This is a genomic window from Nocardiopsis sp. SBT366, from assembly GCF_001083815.1.
Taxonomy (GTDB): Bacteria; Actinomycetota; Actinomycetes; order Streptosporangiales; family Streptosporangiaceae; genus Nocardiopsis; species Nocardiopsis prasina.
This window is the reverse complement of record NZ_LAVM01000064.1, coordinates 1-14,134: the sequence shown is the minus strand read 5'-3', so window position 1 is coordinate 14,134 and position 14,134 is coordinate 1. Positions and strand designations below refer to the sequence as shown.

At 70.1% G+C, this 14,134-nt stretch carries 12 protein-coding genes; 3 read left to right on the top strand and 9 right to left on the bottom strand.

The features are described from left to right. Position 1: 1 nt before the first annotated feature. From ADX84_RS18575 to ADX84_RS18545, 7 genes are all read right to left on the bottom strand, one after another. Positions 2-244 (bottom strand): DUF3039 domain-containing protein, encoded by a 243-nt coding sequence (locus ADX84_RS18575; protein WP_017546110.1) that lies wholly within the window; start codon positions 242-244, stop codon positions 2-4. Between the two features lie 76 nt (positions 245-320). Beyond that, positions 321-902, bottom strand: coding sequence for a YqgE/AlgH family protein (locus ADX84_RS18570; protein WP_049576562.1), 582 nt, complete (start codon positions 900-902; stop codon positions 321-323). A gap of 64 nt (positions 903-966) precedes the next feature. Further along, complete coding sequence (locus ADX84_RS18565; RefSeq protein WP_049576559.1) at positions 967-2,364, bottom strand: NAD-dependent malic enzyme; 1,398 nt, start codon at positions 2,362-2,364, stop codon at positions 967-969. A gap of 554 nt (positions 2,365-2,918) precedes the next feature. After that, positions 2,919-3,638, bottom strand: a complete 720-nt coding sequence (locus ADX84_RS18560) for an AAA family ATPase (protein ID WP_049576555.1) — start codon at positions 3,636-3,638, stop codon at positions 2,919-2,921. A gap of 206 nt (positions 3,639-3,844) precedes the next feature. After that, the gene (locus tag ADX84_RS18555) at positions 3,845-4,789 is read right to left on the bottom strand and encodes a tetratricopeptide repeat protein (RefSeq protein WP_049576550.1); all 945 of its coding nucleotides are present in this window, start codon (positions 4,787-4,789) and stop codon (positions 3,845-3,847) included. A 373-nt stretch (positions 4,790-5,162) separates the two neighbouring features. Next, positions 5,163-6,893 (bottom strand): methylmalonyl-CoA mutase, encoded by a 1,731-nt coding sequence (locus tag ADX84_RS18550; protein ID WP_049576547.1) that lies wholly within the window; start codon positions 6,891-6,893, stop codon positions 5,163-5,165. Positions 6,894-6,970: 77 nt separating this feature from the next. Next, positions 6,971-7,492, bottom strand: a complete 522-nt coding sequence (locus ADX84_RS18545) for a MarR family winged helix-turn-helix transcriptional regulator (RefSeq protein WP_017546104.1) — start codon at positions 7,490-7,492, stop codon at positions 6,971-6,973. Between the two features lie 348 nt (positions 7,493-7,840). On the opposite strand from ADX84_RS18545, the gene ADX84_RS18540 reads away from it, so the two are divergent. Next, on the top strand, positions 7,841-9,511 hold the full coding sequence (locus tag ADX84_RS18540) for a glycosyl hydrolase family 18 protein (protein WP_049576544.1): 1,671 nt from the start codon (positions 7,841-7,843) through the stop codon (positions 9,509-9,511). Between the two features lie 186 nt (positions 9,512-9,697). Here ADX84_RS18540 and meaB read toward each other — a convergent pair whose 3' ends face one another. Both meaB and ADX84_RS18530 read right to left on the bottom strand, forming a co-directional pair. Beyond that, positions 9,698-10,657, bottom strand: a complete 960-nt coding sequence (gene meaB, locus ADX84_RS18535) for a methylmalonyl Co-A mutase-associated GTPase MeaB (protein WP_049576542.1) — start codon at positions 10,655-10,657, stop codon at positions 9,698-9,700. A 106-nt stretch (positions 10,658-10,763) separates the two neighbouring features. Next, positions 10,764-11,951, bottom strand: coding sequence for an acetyl-CoA C-acetyltransferase (locus ADX84_RS18530; RefSeq protein WP_049576539.1), 1,188 nt, complete (start codon positions 11,949-11,951; stop codon positions 10,764-10,766). Between the two features lie 85 nt (positions 11,952-12,036). On the opposite strand from ADX84_RS18530, the gene mce reads away from it, so the two are divergent. Both mce and ADX84_RS18520 read left to right on the top strand, forming a co-directional pair. Continuing rightward, entirely contained in the window at positions 12,037-12,495 is a 459-nt protein-coding gene (gene mce / locus ADX84_RS18525) for a methylmalonyl-CoA epimerase (RefSeq protein WP_049576536.1), read from the top strand. A gap of 427 nt (positions 12,496-12,922) precedes the next feature. Further along, on the top strand, positions 12,923-14,134 hold a 1,212-nt coding region (locus tag ADX84_RS18520), incomplete at its 3' end, for a DivIVA domain-containing protein (RefSeq protein WP_049576529.1).

Here is a 14,134-nt window from a genome sequence, read left to right as displayed (position 1 = left end):
GTCACTTCATCATTTCCTCGTAGGCCCTCTTGCAGTCGGGGCACACGGGGAACTTCTTCGGGTCCCGGTTGGGCACCCAGACCTTGCCACACAGGGCGATCACCGGATCACCGGTCACCGCGCTCTGGGTGATCTTGTCCTTCTGCACGTAGTGGGCGAACCGTTCCCGGTCCCCGTCGTCGTGCGAGATGTCCGGCCTGGTCTCGCTGTCCGGAAGAACCTTGTTCAGGACATCCATCGACATCGTCCTCACACCTTTCAACGTCCGTCTACCACGGTATAGGGTGACGCGCCCCACTTCGAAGCCCGCGGCAAACCGCTCAGTTCATGGTGGGATCGTCAGGATAGGTGGACAACAGGGCCATCTCGCCACCTTGGCGACGCAGCACCCGCGGCCACAGCGTCTCGGGGGAACCCCCGAAGAGGTCGTCGGAGAGGGCGTCCACCACGTACCAGGCGCCGTCCTCGATCTCCCCCGCCAGCTGCCCGGCACTCCATCCGGCGTACCCGGCGAACACACGCAGGGAAACCAGTGCCGCCCCCAGTACTTCGGCGGGGGCCTCCAGGTCCACCAGGCCGACCCCGGCCAGCTCCGGCCCGGGCGCGGCCCCCTCCAGCGGTGCCCAGCCGGGCGGTGCCTCGTCCGGCGGCGCGACACCGAGGGCGATCCCGGAGTCGGTGCCGACCGGCCCGCCCGAGAACATCACCGGGGGCGCGCTCGCGTGGGCGCCCCAGTCCGTCACCACCTCGTCCACCGGAAGCTCCAGCGGTCGGTTGAGGATGACCCCGAGGGTGCCGTCGTCGGCGTCGTCCACGACGAAGACCACCGATCGGCGGAAGGAGTCCTCCTGGAGGAGGGGGGCGGCCACCAGCAGGCGTCCGGTGAGTGTCGACTGGTCCATGCTCCACACTTACCCGGAAAACCCGCCCGGTGGTCGCCCCTTGGCAGGGAGGACCACCGAACCGCTACTCGGACTGGCCGCGCTGGGCCACCTCGCGCACGGCGGTGGCCACGTGGGTGGACAGGTCCGCGTGGAACACGCTCGGGATGATGTAGTTCGGGCCGAGCTCGTCCTCGGTCACGACGTCGGCCAGCGCCTCGGCGGCGGCGACCATCATGTCGGAGGTCACGACGTGGCTCTGGGCGTCCAGCAGACCGCGGAAGAAACCGGGGAAGACCAGGACGTTGTTGATCTGGTTCGGGTAGTCGCTGCGGCCGGTGGCGACCACGCCCGCGTGCAGGTGGGCCACCTCGGGGTCGACCTCGGGGTCGGGGTTGGCCAGGGCGAAGATGATCGAGTCCTCGTTCATCTCGGCGATGTCGTCACCGCCGAGCAGGTTCGGGGCGGAGACGCCGATGAAGACGTCGGCCCCGGCCACGGAACCCTTGAGGTCGCCGCTGTAGCCCTCGGGGTTGGTGTTCTCCGCGATCCAGCGCAGGTTGCTGTCCAGGTTCTCGCGGCCCGCGTGCACGGCGCCGTGGACGTCGCTGACGATGATGTCGCGCGCTCCGGCGTGCATGAGCAGCTTGAGGATGGCGGTGCCGGCCGCGCCGGCGCCGGACATGGCGATGCGGACCTCGGAGAGCTTCTTGTTGACCACGCGCAGGGCGTTGCGCAGGGCGGCGAGCACGACGATCGCGGTGCCGTGCTGGTCGTCGTGGAAGACGGGGATGTCGAGGAGTTCGCGCAGGCGGGCCTCGACCTCGAAACAGCGCGGGGCGGAGATGTCCTCCAGGTTGATGCCGCCGAAGCCCGGGGCCAGCAGCTGCACTGTGCGGACGATCTCGTCGACGTCCTGGGTGTCCAGGGCGATGGGCCACGCGTCGATGTCGGCGAAGCGTTTGAACAGGGCGGCCTTGCCCTCCATGACGGGCATGGCGGCCTCGGGGCCGATGTTGCCCAGGCCCAGGACGGCCGAGCCGTCGGTGACCACGGCGACGCTGTTGCGCTTGATCGTGAGGCGGCGGGCGTCGTCCTTGTTGGCGGCGATGGCCTGGGAGACGCGGGCGACACCGGGGGTGTAGGCCATGGAGAGCTCGTCGCGGTTGCGCAGCGGCACCTTGGACTTCATCTCGATCTTGCCGCCGAGGTGCATGAGGAAGGTGCGGTCGCTGACCTTGTGGACCACGACGCCCTCGACCCCGCCGAGGGCGTCGACGATGGCCTGGGCGTGCTCGGTGTCGCGGGCGGCGCAGGTGACGTCGATGCGGATGCGCTCGTGCCCAGCGGCCGCCACGTCCAGGGCGGTGATCATGCCGCCGACCTGCTCCACCGCGTTGGTGAGGCTGCCGACAGCGCTCCCTCCGGCGTCCAGTTCGAGGCGGACGGTGATGGAGTACGAAACGCTGGGAAGGGTGGCCACGTATTGCTCCTTGGCTTTTGCTGATGTCATGCGTCCGCGGGGCACACCGGCGGCCCCTCCCGTGGACGTACGGACCGACGTCGGGACTCCTCCACCGGGGATCGGGCGCACGGCCTGCACTCCGTGGCCGGGCCCGGTGGAACCTCGTCGGCGCCTGCGCGCCGATCGGACCCTGGTCCGTGACGGTTGCGCGTCCCGCCGTGGAACACCCGGTCATCGGGCGTCCGGCGCGGGGCTCGGTTGCCGGGCGGGGGCGGTACTTGGGAGCCCACAACCGAGTCGCCTCACCTTACCCGAGTCAAGCGGGTAACGTCAGCACAAGGTGACAATTAACGCCTTCGGAAAAAATCGCATTAATTCCTGACGCCTGTCGGGGTGTTTCGCCCGCCCCCAGGGAGTGTTTTCTAGAAGGCTTTCGGATCAGCGAGCGGCCGTCCAGGCAATCTCTCGCAAGACGATGTGCGAAGTTCAGCCTGGTTGTGCTTCACGAGCGCAGAGACACAGCGAGAGGCAGCCTGGTGGACGCGAGCCCGGAAGAACTCAAATAACACGACCTAGCCCCGGGCCCGGTCGGCTGCGGCGCGCACGACCACGTCCGCGCAGGCGTCGGTGGAGAGCGCCGTGGAGTCGACCACCAGGTGGTAGAGACCGGGGTCGGCCGGGTCGGTGCGGTAGAAGCGGCGCACGTAGGCGGCTCGGGCGCGGTCGTTGTCGTCCAGCAGCCGGAGCGTGGGCGGGCTCGGACCCCAGCCCTGGCCGCCGCACTCCTCCGGGTCGCCCCGCTCCCACAGGCCTCGCGCCCTGCGCAGGCGGGCCTCACGGTCCCCGTCCAGGCGTACGTGGAGCGCGCCGGGGTGGTCGGCCAGGACCACGGCGGCGGCCCGACCCAGCACCACACCGCCGGTGCGGGCGACGTCGCGGATGACCCGCTCGGTCTGCTCGACGAACTCGTGATCGTAGAGGAGGCGGCCCTCCTTGTCGGTGGTGCCGACGAAACCGGAGTCCACGCTGCCGAGGGTGACTGTGGGAAGGCGCGCGGCGCTGGCGAGCAGCCGTTCGAACCCGCCGGGGGTGCGGTCGTCGCGCTGGAGCACCTCGTCGAGGGAGCAGCCGATCTCGGCCGCCACCGCGCTGGGCACCGCGCGGTTGAGGAAGGGGACGTGGAGCCTGGCCGCGACGGCCGGGCCGACGACACTGCCGCCCGCGCCGAAGGTCGCCGAGATCGTGACCACGGGAGCAGCGTCGTGCGCTGGTCGAGCGTCGTTGGTCGCCATGGGACACCTGCCCGGGTTGGCCGCACGTCGGACGGAACTTCTCCCCAGCTCCTACCCCGCAGCGGGAGCGCTATCCCCGCCATCTCCAAATCGGTAAATACGCACCGTTTTACTGTTCTTGGTGAAACATCGGGAGGAAATCCCCCAGAAGAAGAACCGGCCCCGGGACGACGGAGATCCGTCGTCCCGGGGCCGGTCCCATCGGGCTAGAACAGCGCCGAGGTGAGCTTGCGGCGCGCCGCGCTCACCCGGGGGTCACCGGCGGGCAGCAGGTCGAACAGGGCGAGCAGGTGCCCGCGCACCCGGTCGCGTTCGCCGTCCGAGGTCAGCCGGACCGTCTCGACGAGCCGGTCGAAGGCCGCCTCGTAGTCGCCGCCGTACATGTCGATGTCGGCGACGGTGATCTGCGCCTCCACGTTCGCGGGGTCGTTCTCCGCCGCCTGGCGCACGGCGGGGCCGTCCACCTCCTGGAGACGGCCGACCAGGCGGACCTGGGCGAGGTTGGCCTTGAGTTCGGCGTTCCTCGGGTCGTCCTCCAGGGCCTTCTCGAAGACCGCGGCGGCGGCCTCGAAGTCACCGCGCTCCAGGGCCGTCTGGGCCTGCGTGGTGATCGGGTCCTCCTGGGGGGCGGGCTCGGCCTCCTCCGGCATGGCGGAGGGGTCGCCGTCCACCGTGCCGGGGTGGTCGGGGGGCAGCATGCCCTGCTGGGCGAGCGCGCCGAACACCGGGGTCAGGGCGTCGCGCAGCTGCTCCTCGTTGGCCGGTCCCTGCATCAGGGGCATGACCTGGCCCTGGACCGCGATGATGATCGTGGGGGTCCCGGACACCCGGAGCGCCTGCACCAGCTGCGGGCTGGCGTCGCTGTCGATCTTGGCCAGGAGCCAGTTGCCGCCGGAGCCCTGGGAGAGCCTGTCGAGGATCGCCTCGACCTGCCTGGACTGCTCGGACCAGCTCGCCAGCACCGCCATCACGACCGGGGCGGCCATGGACCGCTCCAGCACCTGCTGGAAGTTGGACTCGTCGGCGTTGACGGAGTAGGGGTTGGTTCGACCGGCCGACTCCTCGGCGCGCTGCTTGGCCTCACGCTCCAAGGCCGCCTTGCGCGCCCCGAGGTCAACCGCACTGTTCGGTGAAAAGTCCGAAGGCTGCATGTTCCCTATCCTGCCGCATCCCGGAGCGGTACGAGGACCGCCCCGGGAAGCCCTCGGCGAACGCACCGCCGTGATGGCCGCCCGCCTCAGCCGCAGTCGGACAGACGGAGGACACCTGGGCCACAAGGGGTTGCCCGTTCGGCGCCGGAGAGGGTTCTGGAGGTGGTGGAGGTGGGATTGCGAGGAACGAGCCATCGCACCGTAGGCGCCGAAGGTTCCTCTGCAAAGGCGCCGGACCCGGGCCAAAGCGAAGCGGAGGCCCAAAGAAGGTGAGGCCGCCGGAGAGGGTTCTGGAGGTGGTGGAGGTGGGATCGCGAGGAACGAGCCATCACACCGCAGACACCGAAGGTTCCTCTGCAAAGGCACCGAACTCCTAGAACCGCGGGTCCTCCGTGTATCCGCCGAACTCCTCGCCCATCGTGGCGCAGATCTCGCCGAGGGTGGCCTCGGCCCGGGCGGCGTCCATGATGAGCGGGATGAGGTTGCCGTCGTCCGCGCGGACGCCCTCCAACAGGCGGGTCAGGGCGCGATCCACGGCGTCCTTGTCACGGGCGGCCCTTCGCTCGGTGAGGGCGCGCTTCTGCTCGTGCTCGACCTCGTGGCTGATCTTGAGGATGTCGAGTTCGCCGGAGACGGTCGCGGTGTGGCAGTTCACGCCGACGATGCGCTTGTCGCCCTTCTCCAGGGCCTGCTGGTACTGGAAGGCGGACTCGGCGATCTCGGAGCTGAAGTAGCCGTTCCCGATCCCGGCGAGGATTCCGGAGGTCATCGGACCGATCGCGTGTTCGGCGTCCTCTCCCCCGCCCATGCGGAGGATCTGCTCGAAGATCCGCTCCGCCTCGGCCTCGATCTCGTCGGTGAGCGCCTCCACGTACCAGGAGCCGCCGAGGGGGTCAGCGACGTTGACCACCCCGGTCTCCTCCATGAGGACCTGCTGGGTGCGCAGGGCGATCTCGGCGGACTGCTCCGTGGGCAGGGCCAGCGTCTCGTCGAGGGCGTTGGTGTGCAGTGAGTTGGTGCCGCCGAGCACGGCGGAGAGCGCCTCGACGGCGGTGCGCACCACGTTGTTGTAGGGCTGCTGCGCGGTGAGCGAGACCCCGGCGGTCTGGGTGTGGAACCGCAGCCACTGGGCCTTCTCGGTCTTCGCGCCGTAGGTGTCGCGGATCCAGCGGGCCCAGATGCGGCGGGCGGCGCGGAACTTGGCGATCTCCTCGAAGAAGTCGATGTGGGCGTCGAAGAAGAAGGAGAGCCCCGGAGCGAAGCGGTCGATGTCCAGGCCCCGGGACAGGCCCAGCTCCACGTAGCCGAACCCGTCAGCCAGGGTGTAGGCCAGCTCCTGTGCGGCCGTGGCCCCCGCCTCGCGGATGTGGTAGCCGGAGACGGAGAGCGGCTTGAAGGCGGGAATGTGCTCCGCGCAGTACTCCATCAGGTCGCCGATGAGGCGCAGGTGGGGTTCGGGCGGGTACAGCCACTCCTTCTGGGCGATGTACTCCTTGAAGATGTCGGTCTGGAGCGTGCCGTTGAGGCCGCCGGTGTCGACGCCCTGGCGCTCGGCGGCGACCAGGTACATGCAGAAGGCCGGGATGGCCGGTCCGCTGATGGTCATCGACGTGGTGGTCTCCCCGAGGGGGATGCCGTCGAAAAGCAGGTCCATGTCGGCGACGGAGTCGATGGCCACGCCGCAGTGCCCGACCTCGCCGAGGGCCTGCGGGGAGTCCGAGTCGTGGCCCATCAGGGTGGGCATGTCGAAGGCGACCGAGAGCCCTCCGCCTCCCTGGGCGAGGATCATCTTGTAGCGCTCGTTGGTCTGCGTCGCGTTGCCGAACCCGGCGAACTGGCGGATGGTCCAGGCGCGGCCCCGGTAACCGGTGGGGTACAGGCCCCGGGTGTACGGGTACTCGCCGGGCCAGCCGACCCGCTCGAAGCCCGGGACCTCCGCGCCGGACCGGGGCCCGTAGACGGGCTCGAGGGGCCGCCCGGAGAGCGTGGTGAAGTCGGCGTCGCGCTTGCGGGCGGAGTCGTAGCGGCGCTGCCAGCGGTCGCGCCCGGCCTCGATCTCCTGGGCCCCGCCGCCGTCGGTGGGCTCTCCTGTGGTGTTCGCCATACGGAGATAGTAGGACGTCCAACTAAATAAGTACAGACAGGGCGTTCCCGGCGCACGCGCGCGGGAGGACTGCCCGGTCAGCGTCGCTCCGCCGCCTCGGCCACGGGGGCGGGGAAGTCACCGAAGTCCACCCGGAGCCGGGTGAGCAGCTGGTGCACGCCCCAGAGTTCCTCGTCGGAGTAGCAGCCGACCCCGAAGTCCATACCGAGGAGTGCCTGGGTGGCCTCCTCCGTGACCTCGCGCCCTGCCTCGGTGATCTCCGCCAGCACGCCACGGCCGTCGCTCGGGTTGGGGCGTCGGAGCACCAGGCCCTGCCCCTCCAGCCGGTCGATGGTGTTGGTGACGCTGGTGGGGTGCACCATCAGGCGCTCACCGATCTTGCCCAACGGCAGCGAGCCGGAGGAGCTGAAGGTGAGCAGGACCAACGCCTCGTACCGGGCGAAGGTCAGGCCGAACGGCTTGAGAGTGCCGTCCAGCTCGCCGATGAGGAGCTGCTGCGCGCGCATGAGGGAGGTGACCGCCGCCATGGCGGGCGAGGCTCCCCATCTCTGACTCCAGTTGTCGTGAGCGCGCTCGATCGGGTCGAACGGAAGGTTCAAAGGGTTTCCCACGCCGTCACTCTAGGCCGTGTCGGGCGGGCGCTGGACGGCGCTCGGGGTCGGCTGCGGATGGGGAAGCACAGCGCGCCCTCACTGGCAAGGGGGGTTCCGTGGCCGGAAGGGGACACTTCCCGCCCGGGGCCACTGGTCCGGCCCGTCAACTCGACGGATCGCCTGGAGGAGGCCGGTCCGTCCCAGGGAATTCAGTGCGGGTCGGTGAAAACTTCCCGGCGGGGCGTTGACGGGGCCCGTAATTATTAGTTAAGTTTCCTAAAAATTTATCCCCCCACGTCAGGGCCGCAGGACGCCCCCAGGGCCTTGACCCCTCCCCCGAGGAGATCTCGCGACGTGAGCTCACGACGACTCAGAAACCACCTCTCGGTGGTGGCCGCCGCCGCGCTGGTGGCGCCACTCGCTCTCTTCGTCCCGCCCGTGGCCGCCGAGAGCGCCGAGCCCTCCGGCCTCACGGTCACCTACGTCGAGTCGGCCCGCTGGAACACCGGCTACACCGGCGAGATCACCGTCCACAACGCCTCCGGGGCGGACCTGACCGACTGGACCCTGGAGTTCGACCTCCCCGTGGGCAGCAGCGTCCACCAGCTGTGGAACGCCACCCTCGCGGGCACCCCCCAGGACGGCTACACCGTGACCCCGCCGAACTGGGGCGCCGCGATCCCCGCCGGCGGCACCTACCAGTTCGGCTTCAACGGCGTCCACACCGGCGGCAACAGCCACCTCCTCGACTGCACCGTCAACGGTGCCCCGTGCGCAGGGGAGCCCCATGAGGGCCCCCTGCACGGCAGCCGCAGCATCGCCTACTTCACCCAGTGGGGCGTGGAGGAACGCGGCTACGGCGTCCGCGACCTCGTCGACTCGGGCAGCGCCGAGAAGCTCACGCACATCAACTACGCGTTCGGCAACGTGGGACCCGACGGCGAGTGCTTCATGACCAACGAGCCCGAGGAGGGCGACGCCCGAGCGGACTACGGCCGGGCCGTCCCCGCCTCGGAGAGCGTCGACGGCGCCGCCGACGGCCCCGGCCAGCCCCTGCGCGGCAACTTCAACCAGCTCCGCAAACTGAAGGAGCAGTACCCCAACCTGATCGTCAACATCTCGTTGGGCGGCTGGAACTGGTCCAAGCACTTCTCCGACGCCGCGCTCACCCCCGAGTCCCGTGAGCGGCTCGTCAGCTCCTGCGTCGACCTGTACCTGAAGGGGAACCTCCCGGTCATCGACGGGGCGGGCGGCGAGGGCGTCGGCTACGGCGTCTTCGACGGCATCGACCTCGACTGGGAGTGGCCGGCCTCCGACGGCAACCCGCACAACGTGGTCCGTCCCGAGGACCGGGAGAACTTCACCGCCCTGGTCCAGGAGTTCCGCGACCAGCTGGACGAGTTCGGCGCGCAGACCGACCGCCACTACGAGATCAGCGCGTTCATGCCCGCCGGTCCCTGGCGCATCGACACCGGGTTCGAGCTGGACGAGATCATGCCCAACATGGACTACATCACCGTCCAGGGCTACGACTACCACGGCACCTGGGAGTCGGTCACCAACCACCAGTCCAACCTGGTGCCCGACCCGCGCGACCCCGGTGACGTGATCTCCACCCAGACCACCATGCAGGCCTACCTCGACCGCGGCGTCGACCCCGACAAGCTGGTCCTGGGCGTGCCCTTCTACGGGCAGGGCTGGACCGGCGTGGAACCGGGCCCCGAGGGTGACGGGCTCTTCCAGACCGCCGCGGGCCCCGCACACGGCACCTACGCCGACGGCAGCGAGGAGTACCGCAACCTCAAGGAGCTTCCCGGCTACGACCTGTTCCGCTCCGACGACCTCGGAACGGCATGGCTCTACGACGGCGAGACCTTCTGGACCTTCGACGACGAGACCGCCATGACCCAGAAGACCGACTGGGTGACGGACAACGGCCTCGGCGGGGTCATGATCTGGTCCATCGACGGCGACGACACCGACGGCAGCCTGATGGCCGCCATCGACACGGCGCTCGGCGACTAGGACCGAGGACCCCCGCCTCCGGTCCAGGCCGGTGGCGGGAACCAGCGGCGTCGGTGCTCTGATCCGGGGAGCACCGCCGCCAGGCCGGGGCGGACCGACGTGCGACGGTCCGTCCCGGCCGCCTCATGTCCGGGGGTCGTTCCGGTACTTCGGGGCGGGAACCCCGGCGACCCACCAGGGGCCGCGCTACTCCCCCGTGTCGGCGCCGAGCTCCTTCAGGAGCAGGTCGGCGGCGGCGTAGGGGTCGCGCTCACCGGCCGCGACCTCCCGGGCCAGTTCGTCCAGGCCGTGCTCGGAGCCGACACCACCCATCCGGGCGCGCAGCAGGTCCAGCACGATCGCCTCCACCTCGTCGCGGGCGCGCCGACGGCGCCGCGACACGAGTTCCCCGGACTTCTCCAGGTGCGCGTGGTGCTCCTCCACCCGCCCCCAGAGTTCGTCGATCCCCTCGTCCTTGGCAGCCACCGTCATGGCGATCGGCGGCTTCCACTCGTCGTCCGAGCGGTCCTTCATCGCGACCATCTGCCGCAGCTCGCGCAGGGTCACCCTGGCCCCGTCCCGGTCCGCCTTGTTCACCGCGAACACGTCGGCGACCTCCAGCACCCCGGCCTTGGCGGCCTGCACCCCGTCGCCCATGCCGGGTGCGCTCAGCACGACGGTCGTGTCCGCGAGACCGGCGATCTCCACCTCGGCCTGCCCCACGCCGACCGTCTCCACGAGGATCACGTCGAACCCGGCCGCGTCCAGCACACGCAGCGCGTGCGGGGTCGCCCAGGACAGTCCGCCCAGATGCCCGCGGTTGGCCATGGACCTGATGTACACGCCCGGATCGGTGGCGTGTTCCTGCATCCGCACCCGGTCACCGAGCAGGGCGCCGCCGGTGAAGGGCGAGGAGGGGTCCACCGCCAGGACCGCGACCGACAGGCCGCGGGCGCGCACCGCGCGCACCACGGCGTTGGTGGTGGTGGACTTGCCCACCCCGGGCGAGCCGGTGAAGCCGACCACGCGGGCCCGGCCTGTGTGGGGCGCCAGCCCGGCCATGATCTCGCGCAGTTCGGCGGCACCGTTCTCGACCAGGGTGATCGCGCGGGCCAGCGCCCGGCGGTCACCCCCGCGAACCCGTTCGACCAGCTGGGGGGCGTTCATGCGACTCCTCGACCTCGACCTGCGGACATGTGTCGGGGCGGTGGCCCGACGCCCCCGCCCCGTACGATCTCACTCCCGACCGGCCCGCGCACGGACCGGAGCGGTGCTACTCCCCGGGCACCGTGAACAGCAGGGCGTCGCCCTGGCCACCGCCGCCGCACAGCGCGGCCGCGCCGAGCCCGCCGCCGCGGCGACGCAGCTCGTGGATCAGGTGGAGGGCGATCCGCGCTCCGGAGGCGCCGATCGGGTGACCGATCGCGATGGCGCCGCCGTTGACGTTGACGATGTCCTCCGAGACACCGAGGTCCTTGGTGGACTGGATGCCGACCGCGGCGAAGGCCTCGTTGATCTCGATGAGGTCCAGGTCCCCGACCTCCTTGCCCGCCTTGGTGAGCGCGTGCTTGATGGCGTTGGAGGGCTGGGAGTGCAGGGAGTTGTCCGGGCCGGCGACGTTCCCGTGCGCGCCGATCTCGGCGAGGATCGGGGCGCCGAGCTCCTCGGCCCTGGCACGGCTCATCACGACCACGGCGGCGGCGCCGTCGGAGATCTGCGAGGAGGAACCCGCGGTGATGGTCCCGTCGCTGTCGAAGGCGGGACGCAGTCGGCCCAGGCTCTCGACGGTGGTGTCGGGCCGGACGCCCTCGTCGTGGGAGAACACGACCGGGTCGCCCTTGCGCTGCGGGATCTCGACGGGGACGATCTCCGCGTCGAACCGGCCCTGCTCGGCAGCGGCCGCGGCGCGCTGGTGGGAGCGGGCGGCGAAGGCGTCCTGCTCGGCGCGCTCGATGCCAAGCTTGCCGTTGTGACGCTCGGTGGAGGCGCCCATCGAGTCGCCCTCGAAGGCGTCGGTGAGGCCGTCGTGCGCGGTCGCGTCCAGGACCTCGACGGAGCCGTACTTGTAGCCCTTGCGGGACTTGGGCAGCAGGTGGGGGGCGTTGGTCATGGACTCCATGCCGCCCGCGACCACGATGTCGAACTCGCCCGCGCGGATGAGCTGGTCGGCCAGGGCGATGGCGTCCAGGCCGGAGAGGCAGACCTTGTTGATGGTCACGGACGGGACGTCCATGGGGATGCCCGCCTTCACGGCGGCCTGGCGGGAGGGGATCTGCCCGGCGCCCGCCTGGAGGACCTGTCCCAGGACCACGTATCCCACCTGGTCTCCGCTGATCCCGGCGCGCTCCAACGCCGCTTTGACAGCGAAGCCACCCAGGTCGGCGGCGGAGAACCCGGCGAGGGAGCCGAGGAGACGGCCGGTCGGGGTCCGGGCCCCACCGACGATGACGGAACCGGGCATCTTAACTGGCCTCCAAGTGATGGGTGTCTCAGCTGGTCTGCAACGATACCCACACAGGTCCCAGCGACGTTCGGGAGGTTCGCCAGTGAGTGACGCACCCAGCCCCACCGGCCCATTCGCGGGTCTGACCCGGTTGGACCACGTGGGGATCGCCTGCCGCGACCTCGACGCGTCCGTCGAGTTCTACCGGACCACGTACGGGTTCGAGGTGGAGCACGAGGAGGTCAACGAGGAGCAGGGCGTCCGAGAGGCGATGCTCCGGATCAACGGCACGGACGACGGCGGCGCCACGTACCTGCAACTCCTGGAGCCCACACGGGAGGACTCCCCCGTGGCGAAGTTCCTGGCCCGCAACGGTGAGGGCGTGCACCACATCGCGTTCGGCACCGGCGACGTGGCCGCGAGCGCCGCCGGGGTAGCCGAACAGGGGGTACGGGTGCTCGACGCCGAGCCGCGCTCCGGTACCGCCGGTTCGCGGATCGTGTTCCTCCACCCGAAGGACTGCGGCGGTGTCCTCACCGAGTTGGTGCAGAGCGCCCACTAGCGCCATGCTGAGGGAAGTGGTCGGCCGATTCACATCACGGGAAAGTTCCGGACTCATCACAGCTTGAGTTCCCGTGGCTCGGTTGACCACGGACCCCACCGGAAGTTGCCCGAAACCCCCTTCCCAGGGGTGTCCTGCTTGATAAAGTCGGCTAGCTGCCGGATGTGTTCGCGTCCGGCGTGGTCCATGTCTTGCAGTCCGGTCAGTGAGCCGGGACGGTCGCATCCGGGTGTCCACCACATCCATGCGACCGTCGGAGGCGGTCAGGGTCATCACGGGAGCTCGGAGCCCCGTCGCACCGGGCCGCCCGCGTCCCGGCTCGCGCCCTCCGGGCGAAAACCCGCCCCCCGGGGGCACAGCAGCCGCCCTCCTGCCGCCCCCGGCAGTTTGCAAGTAGCCGTCTCGCACCCGTTCAGGATTCCGCCACATGTCGTCAAACAACATTGACACCCAGCTCAACAACATCTTCGACGAAGACAACACCCCGCCAGAGTTCGACGTGGTGCTGCGTGGCTTTGACCGCACCCAGGTGCAGGACTACCTGGACGGGCTGCGCAACGAGGTCAAGCAGTCCAACAAGCAGCTCGACAAGGCCAAGTCCGAGCTGAACGCGAAGAACCGCCAGCTCCAGGAGCGGGAGCGCCCCTCCTACTCCGGCCTGGGCTCCCGTATCGAGGAGCTGCTGCGCCTCGCCGAGGAGCAGGCCAACGAGCTGGTGCAGAGCGCCCAGATCGACGCCAACGACATCCGCTCGGCCGCCCAGATCGAGGCCGCCGAGATGCGCGCGGCCGCCGAGTCGGAGGCCACCGAGGTCCGCACGCTGGCCCAGCGTGAGGCCGACGAGCAGCGCCAGGGCGCCGAGTCCGAGGCCGAGGAGATCAGCACCACCGCCCGCCGCGAGGCCGACGAGCTGGCCTCGACCACCGAGCGCGAAGTGCAGAAGAAGCGTTCGGCCGTCGACCACGAGATCGCCGAGAAGCGCGCCACCTTCGAGGGTGAGATCGCCAAGCTGCGCACCACCACCGAGCGTGAGTGCGCACAGGCCCGCGCCGCCGCCAAGCGTGAGCGCGACGAGACGATCCAGTCGGCCAAGAGCCAGGCCGAGGAGCTGCGCAAGAACGCCGAGCGGGCCTACGCCGAGTCCGAGGCGCGCCGCACCGAGACCGAGGACCAGTTCGAGCTCCAGCTGGCCGACCGCCGTGCCGAGGCCGAGCGTCAGGACGCCGAGCGTCTGGCCGCCGCCCAGGCCGCCACGCAGAAGATGGTCAACGAGGCCGAGGAGCGCGCCTCCAGCGCCGAGCAGCGCGCCACCAAGGCCAGCCAGCAGGCCGAGCAGACCCGCCGCGACGCCGAGAACCACGCCAAGCAGCTGGTCAGCAACGCCAAGAAGAACGCCGGTCAGATCGAGACCGAGGCCAAGTCCAAGGCCGAGCACCAGCTCGGCGACGCCAAGTCCGAGGCCAACCGGATCATGACGGCCGCCAAGAAGGAGGTCGACGAGCTCAACCGCCAGCGGGACAGCATCCAGTCGCACCTCCAGCAGCTGCGTCAGCTGCTCGGTGGTGGCGGTGGCGCCCCCGCCCCGGCTGCTCCGGCCGCTCCGGCCCCCGCCGCGATCCAGCAGGAGGCCGCCCCGGCC